Here is a 22,308-nt window from a genome sequence, read left to right on the forward strand (position 1 = left end):
TGCCGGCGTGCCCCGCCGCCGATCCGGCCGCATTCGCGACCGATTGGCGTGGGCCACCATGCCACCGCCTCGCCGAATATGGACCTGAAGCAGCTGCGCTATTTCGCGCGCATCGTCGAACTGGAGAGCATCACCGCCGCGGCCGATGCGCTCCATATCGCCCAGCCCTCGCTGAGCCAGCACGTCGCCAACCTCGAAGCCGAACTCGACGCCAGATTGCTGGTGCGCGGCCCCTCGGGCACCAGACCCACCGACACCGGCCTTATCCTCTACCGCCACGCCAAGATGGTGCTGCGGCAGATGGAAGAGGCCAAGGCCGCGGTACAGCACGGCCGCGACGTGCCGTGCGGCCACGTCAGCGTGGGATTGCCGACCAGCACCTCCCGCGTGCTGGCCCTGCCGCTGCTGCGGCATGTGACCGAGCACTTCCCCGATATCACGCTGGAGATCGTCGAAGGCTCCAGCGCCGATCTGGCCGAATCGTTGGCGCTGCAGAAGCTCGATCTCGCCGTGGCAATGGACGTGCAACAGCGCCCCAACATGCAATCGACCCCGCTGCTCGACGAACAGCTGATGCTGGTCGGCCGGCCGATTCCAGGACGTCCGGGACATCCGGGACATCCCCACACCATCACGCTGGCGCAGGCCGCGGCGCTGCCGCTGCTGCTGCCCAGCTTCCCCAATTCGGTCCGCGTGCTGTGCGACCGCGCGCTGGTCAGTGCCGGCCTGCAATGCCGCCTGGTCGCGGAGACCAGCGCGGTATCGGTGCTGCTGTCCGTGGTGCGCGAGGGACTGGGATGGACCATCCTGCCGTGGTCGGCGCTGGCCGGCGACGAAGATGAAGCGCTCGCGGCGATGTCGATCGCCGACGCGACGCTGGAGCGGCGCGTCAGCCTGTGCCTGTCGTCGTCGGCAAGCCTGAGCCTGGCGTGCCGCAGCGTCGAGGCCGCGCTGCAGACCATCGTGTCGGAGATGGTCGCGAGCGGGCAGTGGAAGGGGGTCAGGCTGATCGGTGGAGCTTCGCCGGGCTAGGCGAAGCCCATGCGGCTGATCGGCGCAGCTGCGCCGGGGCTGACGAGGCCCACGCGGCCGATTCACGCCTCGGTGGATGCGGGCGGACGCTCCAGATATCTCGCGACCTGGCGCCTCAGCACCGGCAGCTTGCCGGTGAAGAAATGGTCCGCGCCGGGCACCACCACGACCGGCAACTGCTGCGGGCGGGCCCAATCGAAGATGGCCGACAGCGCGACGCGCTCGTCGTTCTCCCCATGAATCACCAGGGCATTCGCCGGGACCGGCGGCGTATCGTAGCTGCGGTGATTCGCAACGGGGCCGGACGGCATGCCGGTCAGAATCAGATGATCGATCGCGACGCCGCGTTGCGTAAGCTGGACCGATGCCAGCGCCGCAACGAAGGCGCCGAACGAGAAGCCCGCCAGCGCCAGCGGCAGACCCGGGTACTGCCCGCGCAGATGGTCGACTACCGCCAGCATGTCGTTCGTCTCGCCAACACCGGCATCGTGCTCGCCCTGCGTCGCACCGACGCCGCGAAAATTGGGCCGCACGGCGAGAAAACCGTGCGCGCTCAATTCACGGGCCAGTTGGTGCGGCACCTTGTGGTCGGCAGTGCCGCCCTGCATCGGATGCGGATGGCCGACCACGGCAATGCCCTGCACCGCGTCTTTCGGCGAGTCGATCAGCAGTTCGATATCGCCAGCCTCGCCACGAATCAGCGTGCGGGTCGTCGTTCCGGGGGTGATTGTCAGTGCCATGGCTTGTCTTCGATCGTTGGATGCGGCGGAGTTGGCCGCTTTGCAATGATCGAATGGTAAGGCAATTAGATAATGACGGCCTTTCTTGGGATGCGGCCCGATTGATTGCGACGACGGTGGTCGCATTCGCACTCTAGCGTTCGGCGATCCTGGTTGCCTCTGCGTGGCGCAATACGAAGTCGGCGGTTTCCTCCACCGTCATGGCCGATGTATCGAGCCACAAGCCGATTCGCGGCGTGTGCTCCAGCCCTGCAGCCAGCGACGCAGGGGTCCAATCACCGGCATAGGCGGTCTTGCGCCGTTCGGCATCGCGCCGCGCGACCACGTCCAACGTGGGGTTGAGCACCAGTACGCCGGGGGACCAGCGGGACAGCCTCGTGTGGACCTCGTTCAGATACTCGCCGAGTATCACGTCCTGATAGATCACGGTAAAGCCCGCATCGGCATAGGCTTCGCACGCGTCGCACGCCAGGCGGTAGCGCAGCGAGAGTTGTTGCAGGGCCTCGTGCGTCAGTTCGGCTGTGATCTCCGCTCTGCCGTTCACGATCATTTTGCGGAACGTGTCGCCACGCAGGTGGACGGACTTTGGCAACCGCTCCGCGATGGCCTGAGCCACCGACGATTTGCCGGCGGCCATCAGGCCGGTGATGATCAGGATGTTGGGGAAGAAGGCCGGCTTCAAGATTTCCCTATTGCAACCAATGGCCTAATTTGCATGTCGTCAAAATGAAATCAGGCCGGGATCGGAGCGGAAGCAAACTCTACGGAAACAGGAAAACCCATTGTGATCTAACGAGATTAACAAACCCAGACAGCGCCATTGCGATCGCAATGGTTGGCACAAATCCTAACGCCGGCTCTTTATAGGCCATCCACGCAAAAACCAACACCCCCATAAATACACTCGACTTAATCCAATACAAGAATTTGGTTGTTCTTGTATCTGTTAAATTTTTACCAAATACAAGCCAAGTTATAAACATTGAAGCAACACAAATCAAGACCACACCGATCCCGATATCCATCTATTTCGCTCCGCAAATCTTCTTATTGGCGTAACGTCCGCTCACTATCGCTCTAAATGGCGATGGGCTGCGTACCCAAACCGCCATTGCGCCGCCCTCTATTCGCGTGATTCCACGGGCTCACATCCACCGAAATCCAGGCCACATTTTCTACATATCTTTGGGCCAAGATCTATGGCCATAAAAGGTGGTAACCGGGGAATCGCACGACACTTCGGGCAGCGGTAGTTTTTGCGGACAAAGAATATTCCCCAAGGCACATAAGCAACAACCAATACGGTGTGAAAAATAGGGGAATCGAAGACGGCAAACCCGGCAAAAAATAAGCAAAATATAAATACCGAAACCACAATCAACGTCCACCTTGCCCGATCGAACTGCTGCAGATCCTTTTTATTTACCGGCATTATGTCCTCTCCTACCATAGAATCTCAGGCTGACGCTGATGTTTTAGCCATCTCAATTATTATCATCATAAGTTCTTTTCATCTAATGCCATTCCGTTCCTCTTAAGGAGCGCAATCCAATTGCTTTTGCTCGCCCGGCATATCCCGCTGCGGCGACGAGGGTCAATCCAATCGAGAAGCTTATCAAGCGTCCCAGATAGCTCTCCAGCCAATAGACCACGGAAAATACCAATGCAACCCCCACGACAGGAGCCATCGCGATCGCTATACCACTGAGATTTCCATCCTTCAGTAGCTTCGCCACTTCCTTAACGCCTCATTAAAGTGCCTATCGCCCGGCGTTCTCATGGACATGCTCGAACATCGGTAGGCATCACCACCGTGCCGGGGCGCCGCATGGCAACTAATCAGATCGCATTGCCGGCGGCGAGTCAGAATGGTTGCGCAGGCTAGAGAACCGCAGTACCCCCGATTAGTAGGAAGGTTTACGGAAATAGATTCATTCCGCGTTATCGCAACTTCTTAACGTGTCGAAGTCACGAAGTTTGCCCTACTGAAGTCGGGTCTCGAAATGCTCCAGCCGCGGCGCCGATCTTGCCTTGCGGGGCGCGCTCACCCCTCCGCAAACAACTCAAAAATCAAATCCCTCAACCACTGATTTCCTGGATCCCGGTGATAGCGCCCATGCCAGAACAGATTGATCTGGATGTCCGGCAGATCGACCGGATGGCGGATCGATTTGAGGCCGAAATACGCCGCGCTGCGCTCGGCGAACTTCTCGGTGACGGTCGCCACCAGGTCCGTGGTGGCGACGATATCGGCCAGCGCGACGAAATGCGGCACGCGCAGGCGGATGTTGCGGCGGACCCCGAGCTTGGCGAGGATTTCGTCGACGCGGGCGTGGCCGGTGCCGGCCGCGGTTACCACGACGTGGTCCGCGCGCTCGAAGTCCTGCAGTCGCACGGTGCGCTTGTCCAGCGCATGGCCCGCGCGAAACATGCAGACGTAGCGCTGGCGAAACAGCCGGCGCTGGTAGAACTCTGATGGCAGTTCGGGCAGATGGCCCACCGCCAGATCGACCTGCCCCACGCTCATCGCGTCGGCGAGGTCGATCGCGGTATTGCGCACGGTGGCGATCGACACGCCCGGCGCCCTCTCGCGCAGCGCGCTCATCAGCCTGGGAATGAAGTGCACCTCGCCGATATCGGTCATCGCCAGCTGGAAGCTGCGGTCGCTGCGCAATGGGTCGAACTCGACCTTGCGGTTCAGGGCTGACTGCAACGCATCCAATGCATAGGCGACCGGCTCCGCGAGGTCCTCCGCCACCGGCGTCGGCAGCATCCCCTTGGCGCTGCGCACGAACAGCTGGTCATCGAAGAGTCGCCGCAATCGCGCCAGCGCGTTGCTGACTGCCGGTTGCGTCAGGCCAAGTTCGCGAGCCGTTCCGGACACAGTACGCAGCCGCAGCAGGTGCTCGAACACGACGAGCAGATTCAGATCGACGTCCTGCAGCCGCATGTCTCCCCCTCTCTCGTTATCACTTTGGTGAATGGGTCATATAAGCGGGATTCTATTGGTTTATCACTGCCGATGTCCGATGATGGGTCCGGACTATAACGACCACCCCCACTACAACCACAACAACAACGACGAACCGGAGACGACATGGAAGTCCGCGTCCTACCCCATGGACAGCGTCTGGACGTGCCGCAGGGCGAGAATCTGCTGCGCGCGTTGCAGCAGCATGGCGTGCCGATCTCGTACAGCTGCATGGCGGGCCGCTGCGGCACCTGTCGCTGTCGTCTGGTCGAGGGCGATGCGCGGCCAGCCGGCGATGACAGCGCCCACGCCCCCATCAACGACGATGAGCAGGGCGGACGTGCCCTGCTCGCCTGCCAATCGATGGTGATGGGTCCCTGTACCATCGAGATCCCCGAGCCCGACGAGGTGGTCGTCCACCCCGCTCGCATCGTGAAGGGCACGGTGACCGCACTGGCGGACCTGACGCACGACATCAAGCTGATTCGAATCGCGCCGGCCAAGCTGATGTCATTTACTCCGGGCCAATACGCGATGCTGCAATTCACGCCGGACCATATTCGCCCCTACTCCATGGCACGGCTGCCGGGCGATGGGGAACTGGAATTTCATGTGCGGATGGTTCCGCAAGGCCGCGTCACCGGCTATATCCGTGAACAGCTGAAGGTCGGCGATACCGTTCGCGTCAGCGGACCGCTTGGGACGTCGTATCTGCGCACGCGCAATGGCGATCCCATTCTTTGCATTGCCGGAGGAACGGGCCTGGCGCCGGTGCTCGCCATCGTGCGAGGCGCGATCGCCGCCGGGCTCTCGAATCCAATCCATCTGTACTTCGGCATTCGATCGCCGCGCGACGTGTATGGGCTGGACTGGTTGAACGAACTGGCGCAACGGCATCCGCGCCTGCGCATCGACGTGGTTTCCACTGAGACGGGCAGCGACCGCGATCTGCGCACCGGGCTCGTCACGGAAGCGGTCGCGCACGACTACGCCGATTTGAACGGATGGCGTGCCTATCTATGTGGCGCACCGCCGATGGTCGAGGCCGCGACGGTACTGCTGCGTGATCGCGGCATCCGCGGCGACCATATCTACGCGGACGCCTTCTACGCATCGAACGATTGATCCACCCGCGCCCCGAATGCACTGACCAACGACAGCCAACCGTCCAACAAGAACAGGAGACATCGCATGGACAGCAACGCCCCACGCAGCGACCCGATATGGACCGACGACGGCATCAGCCGCATCCCATTTCGCGTCTACACCGACCAGCAGCTCTACCAGCGCGAACTGGAGCGCTGCTTCTATCGCGGCCATTGGAACTATGTCGCCCTCGAGGCCGAGATTCCCAATCCCGGCGATTTCAAGCGCACCGCGATTGGTGAGCGCTCCGTCATCGTGATCCGCGATGCGGACGGCGATATCAATGTGGTCGAAAACGTCTGCGCGCATCGCGGCATGAAGTTCTGCCGCGAGCGCAGCGGTAATCGCAAGGACTTCCACTGTCCGTATCACCAGTGGAACTACGACCTGAAGGGCAATCTGCAGGGCGTGCCGTTTCGGCGCGGGGTCAAGCAGGACGGCAAGATCAACGGCGGCATGCCCGCGGATTTCCGGCCGGAGGAACACGGCCTGACCCGGCTGAAGGTCGCTACGCGCGGCGGCGTCGTCTTCGCGTCGTTCGATCACGAGGTCGAGCCGCTGGAGACCTATCTCGGCCCGGACATCCTCGGCTACTTCGATCGTCTCTTCAACGGCCGCAAGCTGAAGCTGCTCGGCTACAACAAACAGCGCATCCCGGGCAACTGGAAGCTGATGCAGGAGAACATCAAGGACCCCTACCACCCCGGCCTGCTGCATACGTGGTTCGTGACCTTCGGCCTCTGGCGCGCCGACAACAAGGCGCGCCTGGTGATGGACTCGCATTTGCGTCACGCCGCGATGGTTTCGACGCGCGGACAGGGCGGAAAGAGCGACGTGACTTCGGGCGTCGCCAGCTTCAAGGACCAGATGACATTGCAGGACGATCGGCTGCTCGACATCGTGCACGAGCCCTGGTGGGGCGAACCCACCGCGGTGATGATGACCATCTTTCCCAGCGTGATCTTCCAGCAGCAGGTCAATTCGGTATCCACGCGGCATATCCAGCCGCGCGGTCCAGATACCTTCGATTTCGTCTGGACACACTTCGGCTTCGAGGACGACGACGAGACCATGACGCGCCGGCGCCTGCGCCAGGCCAATCTGTTCGGCCCCGCCGGCTTCGTCTCTGCCGACGACGGCGAGGCCATCGAATGCTCGCAGCAAGGCTTTGCGCAAAAGCCATGGCATCGCGTGCTGGCCGAACTGGGCGGACGCACCGCGGAGAACACGGACCATATGGTGACCGAGACGCTGATTCGCGGCATGTACGCCTACTGGCGCAAGGTAATGGAGGTCTGAAGATGGAATTCGCCGACTACCACGCGTTGCTGACCTTGTACGCCGATTACGCCAGCGTCGTCGACAACGGCGACTGGGACCGCTGGCCCGATTTCTTCACCGACGACTGTATCTACAAGGTCCAGCCGCGAGAGAACCACGAACGCGGCCTGCCGCTGGCGACGCTGTCGTTCGAAAGCAAGGCCATGCTGCGCGATCGCATCTACGGCATTCGCGAAACGCTATTCCACGATCCCTACTACCAGCGCCACATCGTCGGCGCGCCGCTGGTGCGCAGCGCCGACGGCGAGCGCATCGTGTCCGAGGCCAATTACGCGGTACTGCGCACCAAACCCGATCAGCTGACCGATGTGCTGAACGCCGGCCGCTATCTCGACACCGTCGTGCGCACGCCCGATGGCCTGCGTTTCGCCTCGCGGCTTTGCATATTCGACAGCGAGATGATCCCCAACTCGCTGATCTATCCGATCTGATGCTGGAGACAACGATGACCGAAGGCTGGACCGAGGCCGCTCCGCTTGCGAGTGTGCCGCAGGACGATGTGATCGCCGTGGATGTGGGCGGACGCGAGATCGCGCTGTACGGCGTCGATGGCGAGATCTATGCCACCGACAACCTCTGCACGCATGGCCACGCGAGGCTGTGCGACGGGTTCCTCGACGGACACGAGATCGAATGCCCGTTGCATCAGGGCAAGTTCGACGTCCGGACCGGTGCGGCCGTGTGCGCGCCGGTGACGGAGGGCGTTCGCAGCTATCCGGTGCGGGTCCAGGGCGGGAAGGTCTTTATCGACCTCGGCGCCCATAACGCCGCGCGGGGAGAACCGCCCGCCTGAAGGCAACTCCGCGTAAACCCTGATAAATCCGGCTCTTGTTCTCTGTGAAATATCACACTAGTATCACTCCAACTTCAGAGAGAACGAGAACCGGACCGTGGCGACATCCATTCGACTGGTAGGAACCGACGACGACAGTGGCAAGCAGACCGCCTCCCAGACCGGGGCGGCCATGCGCGAACTGGCCTATACGGAAATCAAGCGGCGCATCATTTCATGCGAATTCCGGCCTGGCGAGCCATTGAACGAGGCCCAGGTGGCGGCCATGCTCGGGCTGGGCCGCACGCCGGTCCATCAGGCGCTGCATCGGCTGGAGGTCGAAGGGCTGGTGTCGATCATGCCGCGCAAGGGCGTGCTGGTGACCCCGCTGTCGCTGAACGAAGTGCTGGACATGATCGAGGTTCGCGCCACCAACGAGGTGCTGTGCGCCACGCTGGCCTGCGAGCGCGGCCACGACAGCGATTTCAAGGCAATGCGCGACATCGTCGATCGCTCGCCCCCGCTGATCGCCGGTCGTGACATCCCCGCGCTGGCATCGCTGGACCTGAAGTTCCATAGGGCGATGTCCGCCGCCTCCCGCAATCGGGTACTGGCCGAATTGCTGCGCGGCCTGCACGAAAAGCAGGCGCGCTTCTGGTTCCTGTCGCTGTCCGACCCGCAGCATCTCGAGAACGTCTACCAGGAGCACCTGGAGATCGTCGACGCGCTGGAGCGCCGGGATGTGCCGGCGGTGCGGGAAGCGGTCCGCACGCATATCGACGAATTCCGGAAGAACATCATCCGGACGCTCTAACCCCCTCTTTTCCCCAATCAAGGTAGTACGCAATGCCGACACTGCATTTCCAAGTCGCCGGCGGGGGCGAACTCGCCCTCGACATTCAACGTCTGATCATCGCCGGATGGACCGGGCGCGATCTCGAGGCCGTCCAGCACCATATCGAAGAGCTGCAGGCCATCGGCGTGAAGCCGCCCGCCAGCGTGCCGACCTTCTATCCGCTGGCGGCGTCGCTGCTGACCACGGCCGATGTCATCGAGGTGCCGCGCGACGACTCCTCCGGCGAAATCGAAGTGGTGCTGCTGCAGGCGGGCGATGGACTGTACGTCGGCGTCGGCTCGGACCACACCGACCGCAAGGTCGAGGCCTATGACGTGACGGTGTCCAAGCAGATGTGCGACAAGCCGGTCGGCAAGCAGGTCTGGCGCTTCGAGGAAGTGGCCGACCACTGGGACAGCCTCGAGATGCGCTGCTGGCGCGTGCGCGACGGCCAGCGCGCGCTGTACCAGGAAGGCAAGGTCACGCGCCTGCTCGACCCGCGCGAGCTGATCCAGCGCCTGACCGGCGAGTCGTCGCTGCCGGCTGGCACGGCGATGTTCTGCGGAACCCAGGCGGTGATCGGCGAGCTGGGCCATGGCGAGGCCTTCGAGGTCGAACTGCATGACCCGGTGCGCAACCGCACGCTGCGCCACGCGTATCGCGTCGAAAGCCTGGCGGTGGCCGAATGAACGAGTCGACCATTGCGGCGCTGGCGGACAGGCTGTCCGCCGGACAGACCACCAGCGTCGCGCTGACCGAGCAGGCGCTGGCGCGCATCGACAGCCATCGCCGTGCCGGCGGTGTTGCCTTTATCGAAGTGGACGAGGCCGGCGCGCTCGCCGCTGCGCGCGCCGCCGACCAGGCACGCGCCGCCGGCCTGGTGGCCTCCCCTCTCGCCGGCCTGCCGGTGTCCATCAAGGACCTGTTCGATGTGCGCGGACAAGTGACCCGCGCCGGCTCGCGCGTGCTCGACGGCAATGCACCGGCGACCGCGGACTCGCCCGCCGTGGCGCGCCTGCGTGCTGCCGGTGCGGTGCTGATCGGTCGCACCAATATGAGCGAGTTCGCGTTCTCGGGACTGGGCCTGAACCCCCACTACGGCACGCCGCGCACGCCGCTCGACACCGAGCGGATCGCCGGAGGGTCCACCTCTGGCGGCGCGGTCAGCGTCGCAGGCGGCATGGCGGTGGCCGCGCTAGGCACCGATACCGGGGGCTCGATCCGCATTCCGTCGGCGTTTTGTGGCCTGACCGGTTTCAAGCCGACCGCGCGCCGCGTGCCGCTCGATGGCGCCGTCCCGCTGTCGACGTCGCTGGATTCTGCCGGCCCGTTGGCCCGATCGGTTGCGTGCTGCGCGGCCATCGATGCCGTGCTGAGCGGCGAAGCACTGGACGCGCGTCCGGCTTCGCTGGCAGGGCTGCGCCTCTACGTGACCCGCGATTTCGTTTGCGATGGCCTGGAGGCCGAGGTCGCCCAGGCATTCGAGGACATGCTGTCGCGGCTGTCGGCGCAAGGCGCGCGCATCGTGCCGTTCGACTTCCCCGAGCTGCGTCGCCTGCCCGAGATCAACGCGGCCGGCGGCCTGACGGCGGCCGAGGCGTGGGCGCTGCATCGCGAGTGGCTGTCGCGCGATGGCGATCGCTACGACCAGCGGGTTGCGCAGCGCATCCGGCGCGGCGAGCAACTGAGCGCGGCAGATTACATCACGCTGCTCGCCGAGCGTCGCGCGATGCAGCGCCAAGCCGCCGAGCGGCTGCGCGATGCCGATGCGTGGCTGATGCCCACCGTCGCGATGCGCCCGCCGCGGCTCGATGCGTTGGACCGTGACGAGGACTTCTTCGCGACCAACGGACTGGTGCTGCGCAACCCGAGCGTGATCAATTTCCTGGACGGCTGCGCGGTGTCATTGCCGGTCGCACCCGGCATCGGTCTCGGCGTTTGCGGCCTGCATGGCCAGGACGCCCGCGTGCTGCAGGTCGCCGGATCGATCGAGCCGCTGCTGCGCTGATGCGGCCCTGCGTGCGGTCGGCGCGCAGTCAACCGCGGTAGGCGCGGCAGGCGCGCAGTCGCGCCCCATCGCGGCGATCCAGCAGCCGCACGCGGCACGCCGCGGCAGAGAGAAGACCGCGCCGCCACTGCGGTGCCCCCCAGCACAGCGACCCTCCGAGGGCTGCGCCAATGCAGCGCAGCCCCGCCCACCACACCCAAGGAGCAACACCGATGTCTTCCGTGATGAGCGGCGCCGCGGGCGCCTTAGAGAACTTGCAGCCCACCGAGGTGGCGCGGCAATGCGAAGTGGCATATCGCAAGATCGCCATCCGCCTGATTCCCTTTCTGGTCTTTCTCTTCATCCTCGCCTGGATCGACCGCGTCAACGTGGGCTTCGCCAAGCTGCAGATGCTGCAGGATCTGCAATTCAGCGAAGCGGTGTACGGCTTCGGCGCCGGCATCTTCTTCCTCGGTTATTTCCTGTTCGAGGTGCCGAGCAACCTGCTGCTCGAGAAGATCGGCGCGCGCAAGACGCTGGCTCGCATCACGATCCTGTGGGGACTCGCGTCGATGGCGATGATCTTCGTCAAGACGCCGATGCAGTTCTACGCGCTGCGCTTCCTGCTGGGCGTGTTCGAGGCGGGCTTCTTCCCCGGCGTCGTGCTGTATCTGACGTACTGGTTCCCGGCGGCACGGCGCGCGCGCATCAACGGCCTGTTCATGACGTCGTTCGCCATCGCCGGCGTGATCGGCGGCCCGCTGGCCGGCTTCATCATGACGACGATGGATGGCGTCGACGGGCTTGCCAACTGGCAATGGCTGTTTGTGCTCGAAGGCATTCCGTCGGTGCTCGCCGGCATCGCCGTGATGATGTACCTGCCGGAAAAGCCGGCAAACGCGCGCTGGCTGTCCGACGCCGAGAAGCAACTGGTCACGCGCACCATCGAGGCCGAGAATCGCGATCCGGCCAAGCACTCGACGCTGAAAGCCGCGTTCGCCAATTCCCGCGTGTGGATCTGCGCCGCGATCTACTTCTGCGTCGTCAGCGGCAATGCCACCATCGCGTTCTGGTCGCCGTCGATCATCAAGGAACTGGGGGTGCAGGGCAATCTTCAAATCGGCCTGGTATCGGCCATCCCGTTCATCGCCGGCACCATCGCCATGGTCCTCAACGGCATTCACTCGGACCGCAGCGGCGAACGCCGGATGCACTGCGCGATGGCGACGTTGCTGGCGGCCGTTGGCCTGACGCTGACCGGTCTATGGCTGCACAGTGCGATGCTGGCCCTGGTGGCGCTGACGCTGGCGTCGATCGGCATCCTGGCCGCGTTCCCGGTGTTCTGGTCGCTGCCGTCGGCCTTTCTCGCCGGCACCGCTGCCGCCGGCGGCATCGCGCTGATCAACTCGATCGGCAACCTTGCTGGATTCGTGGCGCCGTACATGATCGGCTGGTTCAAGACCAATACCGGCCAGCTGTCGTCGGGCCTGTACTTCGTGGCGTTCCTGGAGGCGTGCGCGACCGTGCTGGTGCTGGCGGCCATACGCGGCCGCGCCGCGGTGGTTCGCTGACCCAGGTATTGCGCTCGCCTGCAGAGAAACTCGCAAGGCAACGCGTGGGCGGAACGCGAAAGCCCGCCTCGTCGCCCGATTGACGGCGGCGCTCGCTACAGGGACTCCGCCAGCCACTTTCGCGGCGACATCCCCATCCGCTGCCGGAATGCCTTCGAGAAAGACGACGCGCTGGCAAACCCGAGCTCCGTGGCGATCAGGTTCACCGGTCGCCCGGAGCGCATCATCGATGCGCCGAGGCTGAGCCGCCAGTCCGTCAGATACGCCGCTGGCGTCGTACCGGTCGCGTCCTTGAACGCCGCGGCAAACGCGCTGCGGGACATGCCCGCGGTCGAGGCCATCCGTGCCAGCGACCAGTCCTCATACGGCGAACGATGCAGCGCGACGAGCGCCTTCGCCAGGCGCGGGTCGGACAGCCCCATGATCAATCCGCTCGTCACACCGACCTCCGCGGGATGGTCGATGATCCAGCGCAGCAGCTGGATCAGCACGACCTCGAACAATCGGTCGGCCAGCACGCGCGAGCCGCAGCGGACGTGATCCGCCTCGGCGAACAGCAGGTCCAGCGCAGGCCGCAGCCCTTCCACCGCATCCAGCGGCACCCGCACCAGCGACGGTAGCGATTGCACGATCGGGTTGCGTTCGCCGCCGTCGAAATCCAGCGTCGCACAAGTGAAATCCGAGCCGTCCTCGGGCGGATTGACGAACTGATGGTGCACGGGCCGGGGATAGAGCAGCAGCGTCGGCTCGGCAAGGTGGAAACGCGGCACATCTGTGTCGCCGGGCCGGTGCCGTACCTCCATCTCGCCACGGCGAAGGACGTGCAGGAAGGCGCGACCCGGCAGCGGCTCGAAGGTCGATCGTCCGCACAGCTTGCCGGTATGGAACAGCCTGGTGCGGACACGGAACCGGTCCAGCAATGCGGTCAGCCGATCCACCGGATCGGCCGTGGACTGCGCGAGCGTTTCGGATGGAAGGACAAGTTTCATGGACGTTATTGCACTTTGCGTCCAGCCATTCTACCTACCATTGATTCCGACCGCTCCATTCGGACGGCAGCCTTCCACCTCAAGGAGTGACCACATGTCTCGCGTCCCGCTGATCGATCCCAATCACACCACCGCCGAGCGCCAGGCGCTGCTGGCGCAGATCCATGGCGCGTTCGGCGCCACGCCGAACATGTTCAAGGCCGTGGCCAACTCTCCTGCCGCGCTGCGGAGCATGTGGGGCAGCTTCGGCGCGCTCGGCAGCGGCGTCATTCCGGCTCGGCTTGGCGAGCAGATCGCCGTGGCGATAGCGAACCGCAATGCGTGCGAATACTGCCTCGCGGCCCACACGGCGCTGGGCCGCAAGGCGGGCGCCAGCGCCGAGGACATGTCCGCCGCGCAGGGTGGCGAATCCACCGATCCCAAGACCGCCGCGGCCCTGCGCTTCGCGTTGAGAGTCGTCGAGGCGCGCGGGCAGGTCAACGATGCCGATGTGCGGGCCGTTCGTGAGGCAGGCTTCAGCGACGAGGAAATCGTCGAGATCCTCGCGCACGTGGCGCTGAACCTGTTCACCAATTACGTCAATGTGGCATTCGCCGTGCCGGTGGACTTTCCGGCGGTGAAGCTGCGCGCCGCGGCGTAAGCGGGCTCGCCATGGCGTCGGGGCGGCCGGAGCATCCGCCCCCGCCCCGCCGATCGAATTGCCAGCCAATATCGCAAATCGCTTGATTGAATGGAGCAGAACCGCATGCATCGCACCGCATTGGCGATCCGTCATGTTGCCTTTGAAGACCTCGGCATCATTGAACCGCTATTGATCGAGCGCGGCTATACGGTCCGCTATCTGGAGGCCGGTGTCGACGCGATCGACAGCGCGACAGTGACGGCGGCGGATCTGTTGGTGGTGCTGGGTGGCCCGATCGGTGTGTACGAGACCGATCGCTACCCCTTTCTCGCCGCGGAGAAGGACGCCATCGCGGCGCGGCTCAGGCTGGACAAGCCGACCCTGGGCATCTGCCTCGGCGCGCAACTGATGGCGGCAGCGTTGGGGGCAACGGTGACGCCGACAGGCAAGGTGGAAATCGGCTACGGGGCACTGACTCTGACCGGGGAAGGCCGAGCCTCGCCATTGCGGCATGTCGGCGAAATTCCAGTACTGCATTGGCATGGCGACCAGTTCGCGATTCCGGAGAGGGCATCGCGTTTGGCTGAAACCGCGGGATTCCCCAATCAGGCATTTGCGCTAGGGCCGCATATTCTCGGCCTGCAATTTCATCTCGAGGCCGATCACCGGCAGATCGAGCCCTGGTTGATCGGCCATGCGCATGAACTGGCGGCGCATCGACTGGACATCGCGGCGATCCGCGCGGATGCGGCGCGGCATGGTTCGGTACTCGAGCGCGCCGCGCGTGCCGTCATCGGCGAATGGCTCGACGCACTGCGGTTCGGACAGACAGTCGGATGAACACGAATCGGGACGGGCTGGTCCCGCCCTACCTGTCCCGCGTGACGCTGACGCCGGCGTCGACGGTGCCGTACATGGTGATGCCGGATTGCCGGTCGCCCGGGGCACCGGTACTACTGCAGCCGGACACAACGCCCAGCAGCAAGACAAGGCTGGCGGCACTGAGGAAGATTTTCTGCATGACGGTTCTCAATTCGGTCGGAATCCGGGTTGGACGATATTGGCCCGCGTGAGTTTCCCGGCTGCCATCCCTTACTGCGTATATTGTTTAGTGCTGGCTTCCACCACCGTCTGCGCCCATTGCAGAATCGGTCCGAAGCGCGGCGGCAGCAGTTCGAGCGCCGCGGCGAACGACACCCAGCGAAATTCGTGATGTTCCGGCCGTCCGAGCTCCGCGCTGAGCGGAAGGCTGACCTGCCCTTCGCAGGACAAGGCAATGTAGAAGCGCGCGACCTTGCCTTTGGCGTAGGGCTCGGTCTCACGATAGTCATCGCCCCAAGGCATCGCCAGCGCCGACAAACCCGTTTCCTCGGCGGTCTCGCGCAGCGCCGTCTCCAACAGCGCCTCACCAGGCTCCGGCCTTCCCTTCGGAAGGTCCCAATTGCGGTACGCGCGCAGGACCAGGCAACGCCATTCGTCTTCTATCCGGCGCACCACCACCAGTCCCGCCGAACGGTTAGCGACGATCATGTCTCCCTCCGCTTTTCGATCCGCTGACTGTACCTGATCGGCCGGAATCGCATCCTTGTTCCGGCTTGTTTCGTCGCGCAGCACAGTGAGCGGAAATGACACACGGCACGTTGCGAACCGCCTGTCCGGCGTGCCGGCGCGTCGCTGACCGATTCCGCAACAACTGTTCTCGGACGGCGCATCGGCCGGTCATTGAACGCGGCGCCTCGCCACGCCCATGGCGAGTGTACTGTTTCGTTTTTCCGCATCGATCGGCACGGCTGCTTCAAGCGTGCACATCGCTGCCTCACCGCGCCACAACCCTTCCATCTGCTCCTCTTCTTCCACTGCTCCGGCACGCCGCTTGCGCAATGCGCCCGGCCGGCGAACCGGCCGCATCAGATCAACAACACAAGAGGAGACATCCATGCATCACCAACACCCGGTGCGGAAACCGCGCCAGCTGTCCATTCGTCTTGCCTGCGTCATCGGTGCGCTGGCCTGCGCCAGCCATGCGGGCGCGGCGGAGTTCCAGGCCGGCGACTGGACGCTGACGGTAGGCGGCAACATCAATGCCTTTTATACGACAAACTCGTGCTCGGGCGACAACATCGGCGGCCTCGCGCTTGGCAGCCGCGCGCTCGCTTGCGGCGGCAAGGACAACAGCACGGTCATCGGCAATGGCCTGCTGCCGAGCTATCTGTCCGTTGGCGCGAAGTCGCGCCAGGACGAATACGATGTGGCCGCGCTGATCGGTATCGGCGCCGCGGCTGCCACCGGAGATGCCATCTCGCAGAACAACGTGGTGGACGTGCGCCAGGCCTACCTGACGTTCGGCAATGGCAGCATGGGCACGGTCAAGCTCGGTCGCGACTATGGGCTGTACGGCTACAACGCGATCATCAACGACATGACGTTGCTCGGCGTCGGTGCCGCGACGCGTGCCACGCAGCGCGGTCGCGTATCGCTGGGTCATATCGGCGCGGGCTACGCCTATGTCGGCACCTATGGCCAGTTCGTCTACACCACGCCGTCCTTCAGCGGCTTGTCCTTCGACGTGGCGGTGATGAGCCCGGTCGACCAGCAGCCCGTGATTGGCGTACCCGACTACACGGCAAAGAACACGCCGCAGTTCCAGGGCCGCGTCAATTTCGGCGCCGACCAGTACAAGCTGTGGCTCGGCGGCAAGTCCCAGCGGCTCGAAGATGCTGCCGGAAGATCGCTGAACATGACTGCAGTGGAAGTCGGCGGCTCCGTGAACGCGGGGCGTTTTGGTCTGCTGGCAAACTTCCAGACCGGCAAGGGCCTGGGCATCCTTTCGGACGCCGACCAGGGCGACGTGCGGAGTTCGGCCTACCTTGTGCAAGGGACCTACAAGGCAACGGACCGGATCAAGCTGGGCCTTGGCTATGGCCAGAGCCGCAACAGCGACAACCCCGGGACCGGCCTCAAGTCCAACGCCAATCTCACCGCGGGCCTGTACTACAGCCTGACCAAGAGCATCACGCTGGTCGCTGAGGTCGGCGAGACGCGATCGAAGTCGTTCGACGGGCTGTCGGCAAGACAGCGGGGCGGCGCGTTGGGGGGCATCCTGTTGTTCTGATCGCAGGCGTGCGGCCCCAATGCCGCCGAGGTGAGGGCGGGCCAAGACCCGCCCCGGATGCGTTCCGCGGGCCGCCGCCATGCGGAAGCCGTCAACGTTCGACGCGACGCGCGCGTTATCGGACTGTCGGTCCCGATTTCGGCATCGAAGCGGGACGGAGCGCGTGGGCGGTGCCCGTGGCGCTTCCCCGCGACATCCGAAAGCCGACGCTGTCGGCCGTTTCGTATTGCAGTTCTCCCTTCGACCAAGGAGAAGACGTCATGCGCATTCCGTCCATCGGCAAACTGGCAGTATTCGCCGCCGCCATGTCCTTCCTGGTTTCTGGCACGGTCCAGGCTCAGGCGGCATCCCCGGCGACACCAGCCACGCCTGCCAGCCCGGCCACGCCAGCAAAGCCCGCTGCGCCGGCTGCAACGAAAGACCATGCCACCAAGACCGCGAAGGCGAAGCACAAGCGGTCGCACCATGCCGTGCAAAAGGCGAAGTCCCATCGCAAGGAAAAGGCAGCCAGCTGACTATCAACCGCGGGGCGCCGGCCTGCGCGCAGGGCGCAATACCGGCGCAAGTCGAAGATGTCCGCCCGTCATCCTGGCGCGCGGAACACGGGCAGGCCCTGCCCCGACGTACGTTTTACATCGCAACAAGAACAATTTACCGGGCGGCGGACGGCCTTGAGTCGGTGCCGCCCCGCTCTGTGCCGCACCGGCAGGCCAAGGGCCGCTCGGGAACGCCTGTTGCATCACGACCCATTCATCAGGGTGGACGACCACCTTCGCACACCGAGCGGCGGCATCATCGCGAATGCGCCGCCGAGCAATGGGCAAATGGTCAATTGGCAAATGGGCACCATGATCGGCTACAAGGACTCCCCGCCTCGCGACCTCGCGCCGTCGTCAACGGGCAAATCCGCGAAATCTCCCGTCGCCATTTATGGAGCGATCGCGGCCAATTCCGCCATCGCGATCACGAAGTTCATCGTGGCCGGCGTCACGGGAAGCTCGGCAATGATCTCGGAAGCCATTCACTCCACGGTCGACACCGGCAACGAGGTCCTGCTGCTGATCGGGATTGCGCGCAGCCGCCGCGCCGCCGATCCGCAGCATCCGTTCGGCTACGGCAAGGAACTGTACTTCTGGAGCTTGATCGTGGCGGTGCTGATCTTCGGCGTCGGCGGCGGCATCTCGGCGTACGAGGGCGTCCTGCACATGATGGATCCGGAGCCGTTGCGCGACCCGCACTGGAACTACGTCGTACTCGCCAGCGCCGCGGTGTTCGAAGGCATCAGCTTCGGCATTGCGTTGCGCCAGTTCCAGCGGGAAAAGGGCGACGTGCCGTTCTGGACCGCCCTGCGCGCAAGCAAGGACCCCACCACCGTCACCGTGCTCGCCGAGGATGCGGCCGCGCTGGCGGGCCTGGTGCTCGCCGCGCTCGGCGTATACGCCAGTCATCGCTGGAACATGCCAGTCCTCGACGGCGCGGCATCAGTGGCGATCGGCGTGCTCCTGGCCGGCGTCGCGACGGTGCTGGTGGTGGAGAGCCGCAGCCTGCTGGTCGGCGAGGGCGTGAACCGGGAGATGGCGCTGGGAATCCAGCGTCTCGCGCAGGAGGATCCGTGCATTGAACGTGCAGGCAGGCCGCTGACCATGCATTTTGGCCCCGACGACGTACTGGTCACGCTCGATGTGCAGTTCATGGCCGACGCCGGCCGCGACGACATGGCGCGTGCGGTGGAGCGGGTCGAGCGGCAGATCCGCGCTCGCTACCCTGCGGTCAGGCGCATCTATATCGAGGCGCGCCTGATGTCGGTGGCCGCGCAACGCCCCGGCGAGCAGGCGCCCGCGGGCGGGCCGTCCGGCACGTGAGTGGGGCGTGTGGGGCGTGTGGGGCGTGTGGGGCGTGAGCAGGGCGTGATGCAAAAGGTGCTGGTCTGATGCCAGCCCCACCTGTCGTGCAAGAGGACCACCCCGGACGGATGGTCCCTGCCCTTACCGCAGATAGTTGAACAGATTCATCCCCTGAATCTGCATGAACGACTGCTGCGCCGCCTGCAGCGCCGTCTGGCGCTGGTAGTACTCGGCAATGGCCGACGCATAGTCCAGATCCTGCAATCCCGACAGCGTCTGCTCGTAGTTCAGGTCGCGATTGGCCCCGATGGTGTCGAGCGCATCGAGTTCCTGCATCCGCGAGCCGACCGACGCGCGTACCGTCAGCACGTTGTCGAGCGAGTTGGACATCTTGCGGTTGGCGGTCGCCAGGGCGTTGTCCAGCCGCGCGCGATCGGCTTCTGTGGTCACCGGCTGCTTCAGCGCATCGATGGCCGCCTTGATGTTGGCGAAGATGTCGGTGCCGGCCTGCTTGGCCGGGGCCAGCGTCATCGAGTCGCCGTTGGCCGGCGCGCCCTTGACGGTGAACGACACGCCGCCGAACTGGATCGCATCGCCGGCGACGTACGGGGTCGCGGGCACGATGGCCGTGGGGGGCACGGCGCTGTTGTCGGTGACGGTGTAAGTGGTATTGCCGCTGCCGTCGACGGTGAAGTCGATCGAGAACGCGTGGCCGTACAGCGGGTCGGTCGGGTCGGTCACCGACAGCGCGCCGTAGAGCGCCGTGCCGGTGTTGCCACCGTCGGCGGTCATCACGTAGTCGGCCGAGCCCGTGACGCTGAGGAACACATCGCGGCCGTTATCGCCGGCCGCCATCTGACGGGCGACGTCGACCTGCAGCAGCTGGGAACCGGTGTCGCCGACGTATTGCACCGTGCCGCCATTGGCGGCGAACGGCGGCGTGCCCGACTTGAAGCCGGCAAACAGGTACTGGCCGTTGCCGTCGTCGGCATTGGCCAGGCCCAGCAGCTGCTCGTAGTAGCTCTGCAGTTCGGCCGCGATCGACGCCCGGTCGGCGTTGCTGATGGTGCCGTTGCCGCCGGAGACGATCAGCGTCTGCACGTTCTGGATCGTGGTGATCACGCTTTGCAACGTCTTTTCCTCAAGCGCCAGGCTGATGTTGGCCTGGGTGCGCGAGGTCGCGTACTGCTCGTTGACGGCGCCGGCCTGCGCCACGCCCAGTGCGCGCGTGGCGGCGATCGGATCGTCGGACGGGTTCAGCACACGGCGGCCGGTGCCGAGCTGCTGCTGCACGTGCAGCAGCGAGGACTGCTGGCCGTTCATCGCGGACAGGCCGAGCTGGTAGAACGTGGAAGTGGCGACACGCATGATGGTTTCCTGGTCTCGGTAGGCGGGCGGCCCGTCAGCGGATATTGATGATGGCGTCGAACAGCGACGAGGCGGTCTGGATCACCTGGGCGCTCGCCTGATAGAGCTGCTGGAAGCGCAGCAGGTTGACGGTTTCCTCGTCCATGTTGACGCCGGAGACCGACTGTTGGGCGGTACGCACCTGCGTCGTGATGCTGTTCTGCGAGGTCGATGCGATATTGATCGACTTGGTGCGGCTGCCGATGTCGTTGACCAGCTGGGCGTAGGCGTCATTGAAGCTCGACACGCCGTTGATGGTCTTGGCGGTCTGCAGCTTGGCCAGCACCAGCGCATTGCCGTTGTCGGACGAGCCGCCGACATTGGAGCCGATGGTGAAGCTGTCGCCGACCTTGGGCGCGCCGTCGAAGCTGACCGTCACGCCGTCGAACGTATATTCGACCGCGCTGCCGTTGGTCACCGGGCCGGCGTCCGGCGTCACCGGATTGCCGGCGGCGTCGGCGAACGTATAGGCGGTGCCGTCGAAGGTCGCGACGATCTTCGAGGGCGGCACGTTGAAGCCCTGCGCGACGTTGCTGACCTTGGCGGTGCCCGTGCCGACATTGGAGGCGCTGCTTTCGGCCAGCACCGGCGAGGCGGCGGCGACCTTGGCGGGATCGGTGATGATCAGGTCGAACGAACCCGCGACATTGCGGGTCGGCTGGATCTGGAAGCTGTCGCCGGCGCCCATGGTGCCGCCGACCGTGATGCTCAGGCCGTCGGCCGTGAAGGTCGGGCCGGCGCCGCTGGCGACCACCTCGTTGTCGGACATCCGCACCAGGCTGTAGCTGGTGCCGTCGTACGTCACCGTGTAGTCGCTGGTGGTCAGCGCGGTCGCATCGGCAATCGTGGCGGCAACGGTACCGGTGCCGGTATTGCGGGTGTTGCCGATCACCGTCGGCGAGCCCAGCGCGAACATGTCGCCGCCGATCTGGCCCTTCAGGTCCATGCCGAGGCGGTGCTGCGCGTTGAAGGTCTGGCCGATCGCCAGCGACAGGCGGCCGATCGCGTTTTGCGCGGCGTCGAGCGTCTCGCTGCGGAACTGCATCAGGCCGCCGATGCTGCCGCCGCTGAAGAGCGTGTCATCCATCTCGATCGCGGTACCGTCCGGCAGCGTATAGGCGATGCCCATGCGCGACGGGTCGGCCGACGAACGCACGGCCTTCAGGTCGTACGAGTTGGCGCCGACCACCAGCGGCTGGCCGTTGCCGACGAACACGTTGTAGCTGCCGCCGTCCTGCGCGACCACCTTGACGCCGACGACCTTGTTCATCTGCGCGATGACCTCGTCGCGCTGGTCCAGCAGGTCGTTGGGGGGTTGGCCGCCGCTGGCCGCGGTGGCCTTGGCGATTTCGCTGTTCAACGAGGCGATCTGCTTGGCATAGGCGTTCACCTGCGTGACCGAGCTCTGGATCTCGCTGTTGATGCCTTCCTGCTGGTTCTGGAAGTACGAGGCCGCGGAACGCAGCTGGCCGGCCAGCGACTGAGCGGCGTTCAGCATGTTCTGGCGCACCGCGGTATCGCCCGGCTTGTCGGCCACGCCCTGCACCGCGGCGAAGAATTTCTGCATCAGCGGCGCGATGCCGCCCTTCTGGTCGGCCAGCAGGCTGTCGATCTGGCTGATCTGTTCCGAGTACGTCGCCAGATGGGCGCTCGACGTTTCGGCGCTGCGCAGCTGGCTGGTCAGGAATTCATCGTAGACCCGCATCACCGTGGTGGTGGTCGAGCCCTGGCCGAAGAAGCCCTGGCTGGTGTACTGCCCGCCCGACGAGGCGATGATGGTGTTCTGGCGCGTGTAACCGGCGGTCGCCGCGTTGCTGACGTTGTGGCCGATGGTCGTCAGCGCGTTCTGTGCCGTGTTCAGGCCGGACAGGCCGATATTGAAGAGAGACATGCACTAGCCCCGGATTCTGTTGGTCGCCATGGCCGCGCGATGCAGTCG

Annotated in this window: 25 protein-coding genes; 14 read left to right on the plus strand and 11 right to left on the minus strand. The window is 64.7% G+C overall.

Features of this window, described 5'->3' with window-relative positions; genetic code table 11:
• Nucleotides 1-48 precede the first annotated feature (48 nt).
• Nucleotides 49-1,032 (plus strand): LysR substrate-binding domain-containing protein, encoded by a 984-nt coding sequence (locus K7G19_RS23065; RefSeq protein WP_226109363.1) that lies wholly within the window; start codon nucleotides 49-51, stop codon nucleotides 1,030-1,032.
• A gap of 62 nt (nucleotides 1,033-1,094) precedes the next feature.
• On the opposite strand, the gene K7G19_RS23070 is transcribed toward K7G19_RS23065, so the two are convergent.
• The 5 genes from K7G19_RS23070 to K7G19_RS23090 form a co-directional block, all read right to left on the minus strand.
• Nucleotides 1,095-1,772, minus strand: coding sequence for an alpha/beta hydrolase (locus K7G19_RS23070; RefSeq protein WP_226109416.1), 678 nt, complete (start codon nucleotides 1,770-1,772; stop codon nucleotides 1,095-1,097).
• A 133-nt stretch (nucleotides 1,773-1,905) separates the two neighbouring features.
• The gene (locus K7G19_RS23075) at nucleotides 1,906-2,454 is read right to left on the minus strand and encodes an AAA family ATPase (protein ID WP_226109364.1); all 549 of its coding nucleotides are present in this window, start codon (nucleotides 2,452-2,454) and stop codon (nucleotides 1,906-1,908) included.
• 79 nt (nucleotides 2,455-2,533) lie between these two features.
• Nucleotides 2,534-2,797, minus strand: a complete 264-nt coding sequence (locus tag K7G19_RS23080) for a hypothetical protein (RefSeq protein ID WP_226109365.1) — start codon at nucleotides 2,795-2,797, stop codon at nucleotides 2,534-2,536.
• 489 nt (nucleotides 2,798-3,286) lie between these two features.
• Complete coding sequence (locus K7G19_RS23085; protein WP_226109366.1) at nucleotides 3,287-3,508, minus strand: hypothetical protein; 222 nt, start codon at nucleotides 3,506-3,508, stop codon at nucleotides 3,287-3,289.
• 308 nt (nucleotides 3,509-3,816) lie between these two features.
• Nucleotides 3,817-4,722, minus strand: coding sequence for a LysR family transcriptional regulator (locus K7G19_RS23090; RefSeq protein WP_226109367.1), 906 nt, complete (start codon nucleotides 4,720-4,722; stop codon nucleotides 3,817-3,819).
• Between the two features lie 147 nt (nucleotides 4,723-4,869).
• Here K7G19_RS23090 and K7G19_RS23095 point away from each other — a divergent pair, with 147 nt between their 5' ends.
• The 8 genes from K7G19_RS23095 to K7G19_RS23130 all read left to right on the plus strand — a co-directional run bounded on the left by K7G19_RS23095 (nucleotide 4,870) and on the right by K7G19_RS23130 (nucleotide 12,395).
• Entirely contained in the window at nucleotides 4,870-5,868 is a 999-nt protein-coding gene (locus K7G19_RS23095) for a 2Fe-2S iron-sulfur cluster-binding protein (protein ID WP_226109368.1), read from the plus strand.
• Nucleotides 5,869-5,934: 66 nt separating this feature from the next.
• Nucleotides 5,935-7,188, plus strand: coding sequence for an aromatic ring-hydroxylating dioxygenase subunit alpha (locus K7G19_RS23100; protein WP_226109369.1), 1,254 nt, complete (start codon nucleotides 5,935-5,937; stop codon nucleotides 7,186-7,188).
• A 2-nt stretch (nucleotides 7,189-7,190) separates the two neighbouring features.
• Complete coding sequence (locus K7G19_RS23105; protein WP_226109371.1) at nucleotides 7,191-7,661, plus strand: aromatic-ring-hydroxylating dioxygenase subunit beta; 471 nt, start codon at nucleotides 7,191-7,193, stop codon at nucleotides 7,659-7,661.
• Nucleotides 7,662-7,675: 14 nt separating this feature from the next.
• Nucleotides 7,676-8,023: a non-heme iron oxygenase ferredoxin subunit gene (locus K7G19_RS23110; RefSeq protein WP_149319472.1), complete on the plus strand. Its 348-nt coding sequence runs from the start codon at nucleotides 7,676-7,678 to the stop codon at nucleotides 8,021-8,023.
• Between the two features lie 109 nt (nucleotides 8,024-8,132).
• The gene (locus K7G19_RS23115; RefSeq protein ID WP_370639592.1) at nucleotides 8,133-8,816 is read left to right on the plus strand and encodes a GntR family transcriptional regulator; all 684 of its coding nucleotides are present in this window, start codon (nucleotides 8,133-8,135) and stop codon (nucleotides 8,814-8,816) included.
• 32 nt (nucleotides 8,817-8,848) lie between these two features.
• Nucleotides 8,849-9,526: a DUF2848 domain-containing protein gene (locus tag K7G19_RS23120; RefSeq protein WP_226109373.1), complete on the plus strand. Its 678-nt coding sequence runs from the start codon at nucleotides 8,849-8,851 to the stop codon at nucleotides 9,524-9,526.
• Nucleotides 9,523-10,845 carry an amidase gene (locus tag K7G19_RS23125; protein ID WP_226109374.1) on the plus strand — a complete coding sequence of 441 codons (1,323 nt, stop codon included), beginning with the start codon at nucleotides 9,523-9,525 and terminating at the stop codon, nucleotides 10,843-10,845. The genes K7G19_RS23120 and K7G19_RS23125 overlap by 4 nt, the downstream gene beginning before the upstream one ends.
• 212 nt (nucleotides 10,846-11,057) lie before the next feature.
• Complete coding sequence (locus tag K7G19_RS23130) at nucleotides 11,058-12,395, plus strand: MFS transporter (protein ID WP_149319468.1); 1,338 nt, start codon at nucleotides 11,058-11,060, stop codon at nucleotides 12,393-12,395.
• A gap of 95 nt (nucleotides 12,396-12,490) precedes the next feature.
• On the opposite strand, the gene K7G19_RS23135 is transcribed toward K7G19_RS23130, so the two are convergent.
• Nucleotides 12,491-13,333, minus strand: a complete 843-nt coding sequence (locus tag K7G19_RS23135) for an AraC family transcriptional regulator (protein WP_226109420.1) — start codon at nucleotides 13,331-13,333, stop codon at nucleotides 12,491-12,493.
• Between the two features lie 145 nt (nucleotides 13,334-13,478).
• On the opposite strand from K7G19_RS23135, the gene K7G19_RS23140 reads away from it, so the two are divergent.
• Together K7G19_RS23140 and K7G19_RS23145 are read left to right on the plus strand one after the other, a co-directional pair.
• Nucleotides 13,479-14,024 (plus strand): carboxymuconolactone decarboxylase family protein, encoded by a 546-nt coding sequence (locus K7G19_RS23140; RefSeq protein ID WP_226109421.1) that lies wholly within the window; start codon nucleotides 13,479-13,481, stop codon nucleotides 14,022-14,024.
• Nucleotides 14,025-14,129: 105 nt separating this feature from the next.
• Nucleotides 14,130-14,846, plus strand: a complete 717-nt coding sequence (locus K7G19_RS23145; RefSeq protein WP_226109375.1) for a glutamine amidotransferase — start codon at nucleotides 14,130-14,132, stop codon at nucleotides 14,844-14,846.
• 28 nt (nucleotides 14,847-14,874) lie between these two features.
• Here K7G19_RS23145 and K7G19_RS23150 read toward each other — a convergent pair whose 3' ends face one another.
• The 3 genes from K7G19_RS23150 to K7G19_RS23160 form a co-directional block, all read right to left on the minus strand.
• The gene (locus K7G19_RS23150) at nucleotides 14,875-15,027 is read right to left on the minus strand and encodes a hypothetical protein (protein WP_190286434.1); all 153 of its coding nucleotides are present in this window, start codon (nucleotides 15,025-15,027) and stop codon (nucleotides 14,875-14,877) included.
• A gap of 71 nt (nucleotides 15,028-15,098) precedes the next feature.
• Entirely contained in the window at nucleotides 15,099-15,536 is a 438-nt protein-coding gene (locus K7G19_RS23155; protein ID WP_226109376.1) for an NUDIX domain-containing protein, read from the minus strand.
• A 189-nt stretch (nucleotides 15,537-15,725) separates the two neighbouring features.
• Nucleotides 15,726-15,944 carry a hypothetical protein gene (locus K7G19_RS23160; protein ID WP_226109377.1) on the minus strand — a complete coding sequence of 73 codons (219 nt, stop codon included), beginning with the start codon at nucleotides 15,942-15,944 and terminating at the stop codon, nucleotides 15,726-15,728.
• Here K7G19_RS23160 and K7G19_RS23165 point away from each other — a divergent pair.
• The 3 genes from K7G19_RS23165 (at nucleotide 15,943) to K7G19_RS23175 (ending at nucleotide 18,980) form a co-directional block, all read left to right on the plus strand.
• Nucleotides 15,943-17,118 carry a porin gene (locus tag K7G19_RS23165; protein WP_226109378.1) on the plus strand — a complete coding sequence of 392 codons (1,176 nt, stop codon included), beginning with the start codon at nucleotides 15,943-15,945 and terminating at the stop codon, nucleotides 17,116-17,118. The genes K7G19_RS23160 and K7G19_RS23165 overlap by 2 nt on opposite strands.
• A gap of 260 nt (nucleotides 17,119-17,378) precedes the next feature.
• Nucleotides 17,379-17,633 carry a hypothetical protein gene (locus K7G19_RS23170; RefSeq protein ID WP_223819817.1) on the plus strand — a complete coding sequence of 85 codons (255 nt, stop codon included), beginning with the start codon at nucleotides 17,379-17,381 and terminating at the stop codon, nucleotides 17,631-17,633.
• Nucleotides 17,634-17,852: 219 nt separating this feature from the next.
• Nucleotides 17,853-18,980, plus strand: a complete 1,128-nt coding sequence (locus K7G19_RS23175; RefSeq protein WP_226109379.1) for a cation diffusion facilitator family transporter — start codon at nucleotides 17,853-17,855, stop codon at nucleotides 18,978-18,980.
• A 123-nt stretch (nucleotides 18,981-19,103) separates the two neighbouring features.
• On the opposite strand, the gene flgL is transcribed toward K7G19_RS23175, so the two are convergent.
• Both flgL and flgK read right to left on the minus strand, forming a co-directional pair.
• Nucleotides 19,104-20,330 carry a flagellar hook-associated protein FlgL gene (gene flgL, locus K7G19_RS23180; RefSeq protein ID WP_226109380.1) on the minus strand — a complete coding sequence of 409 codons (1,227 nt, stop codon included), beginning with the start codon at nucleotides 20,328-20,330 and terminating at the stop codon, nucleotides 19,104-19,106.
• Nucleotides 20,331-20,364: 34 nt separating this feature from the next.
• Nucleotides 20,365-22,260 (minus strand): flagellar hook-associated protein FlgK, encoded by a 1,896-nt coding sequence (gene flgK, locus K7G19_RS23185; protein WP_226109381.1) that lies wholly within the window; start codon nucleotides 22,258-22,260, stop codon nucleotides 20,365-20,367.
• Between the last annotated feature and the right edge of the window lie 48 nt (nucleotides 22,261-22,308).

Source organism: Cupriavidus sp. DB3 (assembly GCF_020418465.1).
Lineage (GTDB): Bacteria > Pseudomonadota > Gammaproteobacteria > Burkholderiales > Burkholderiaceae > Cupriavidus > Cupriavidus cauae.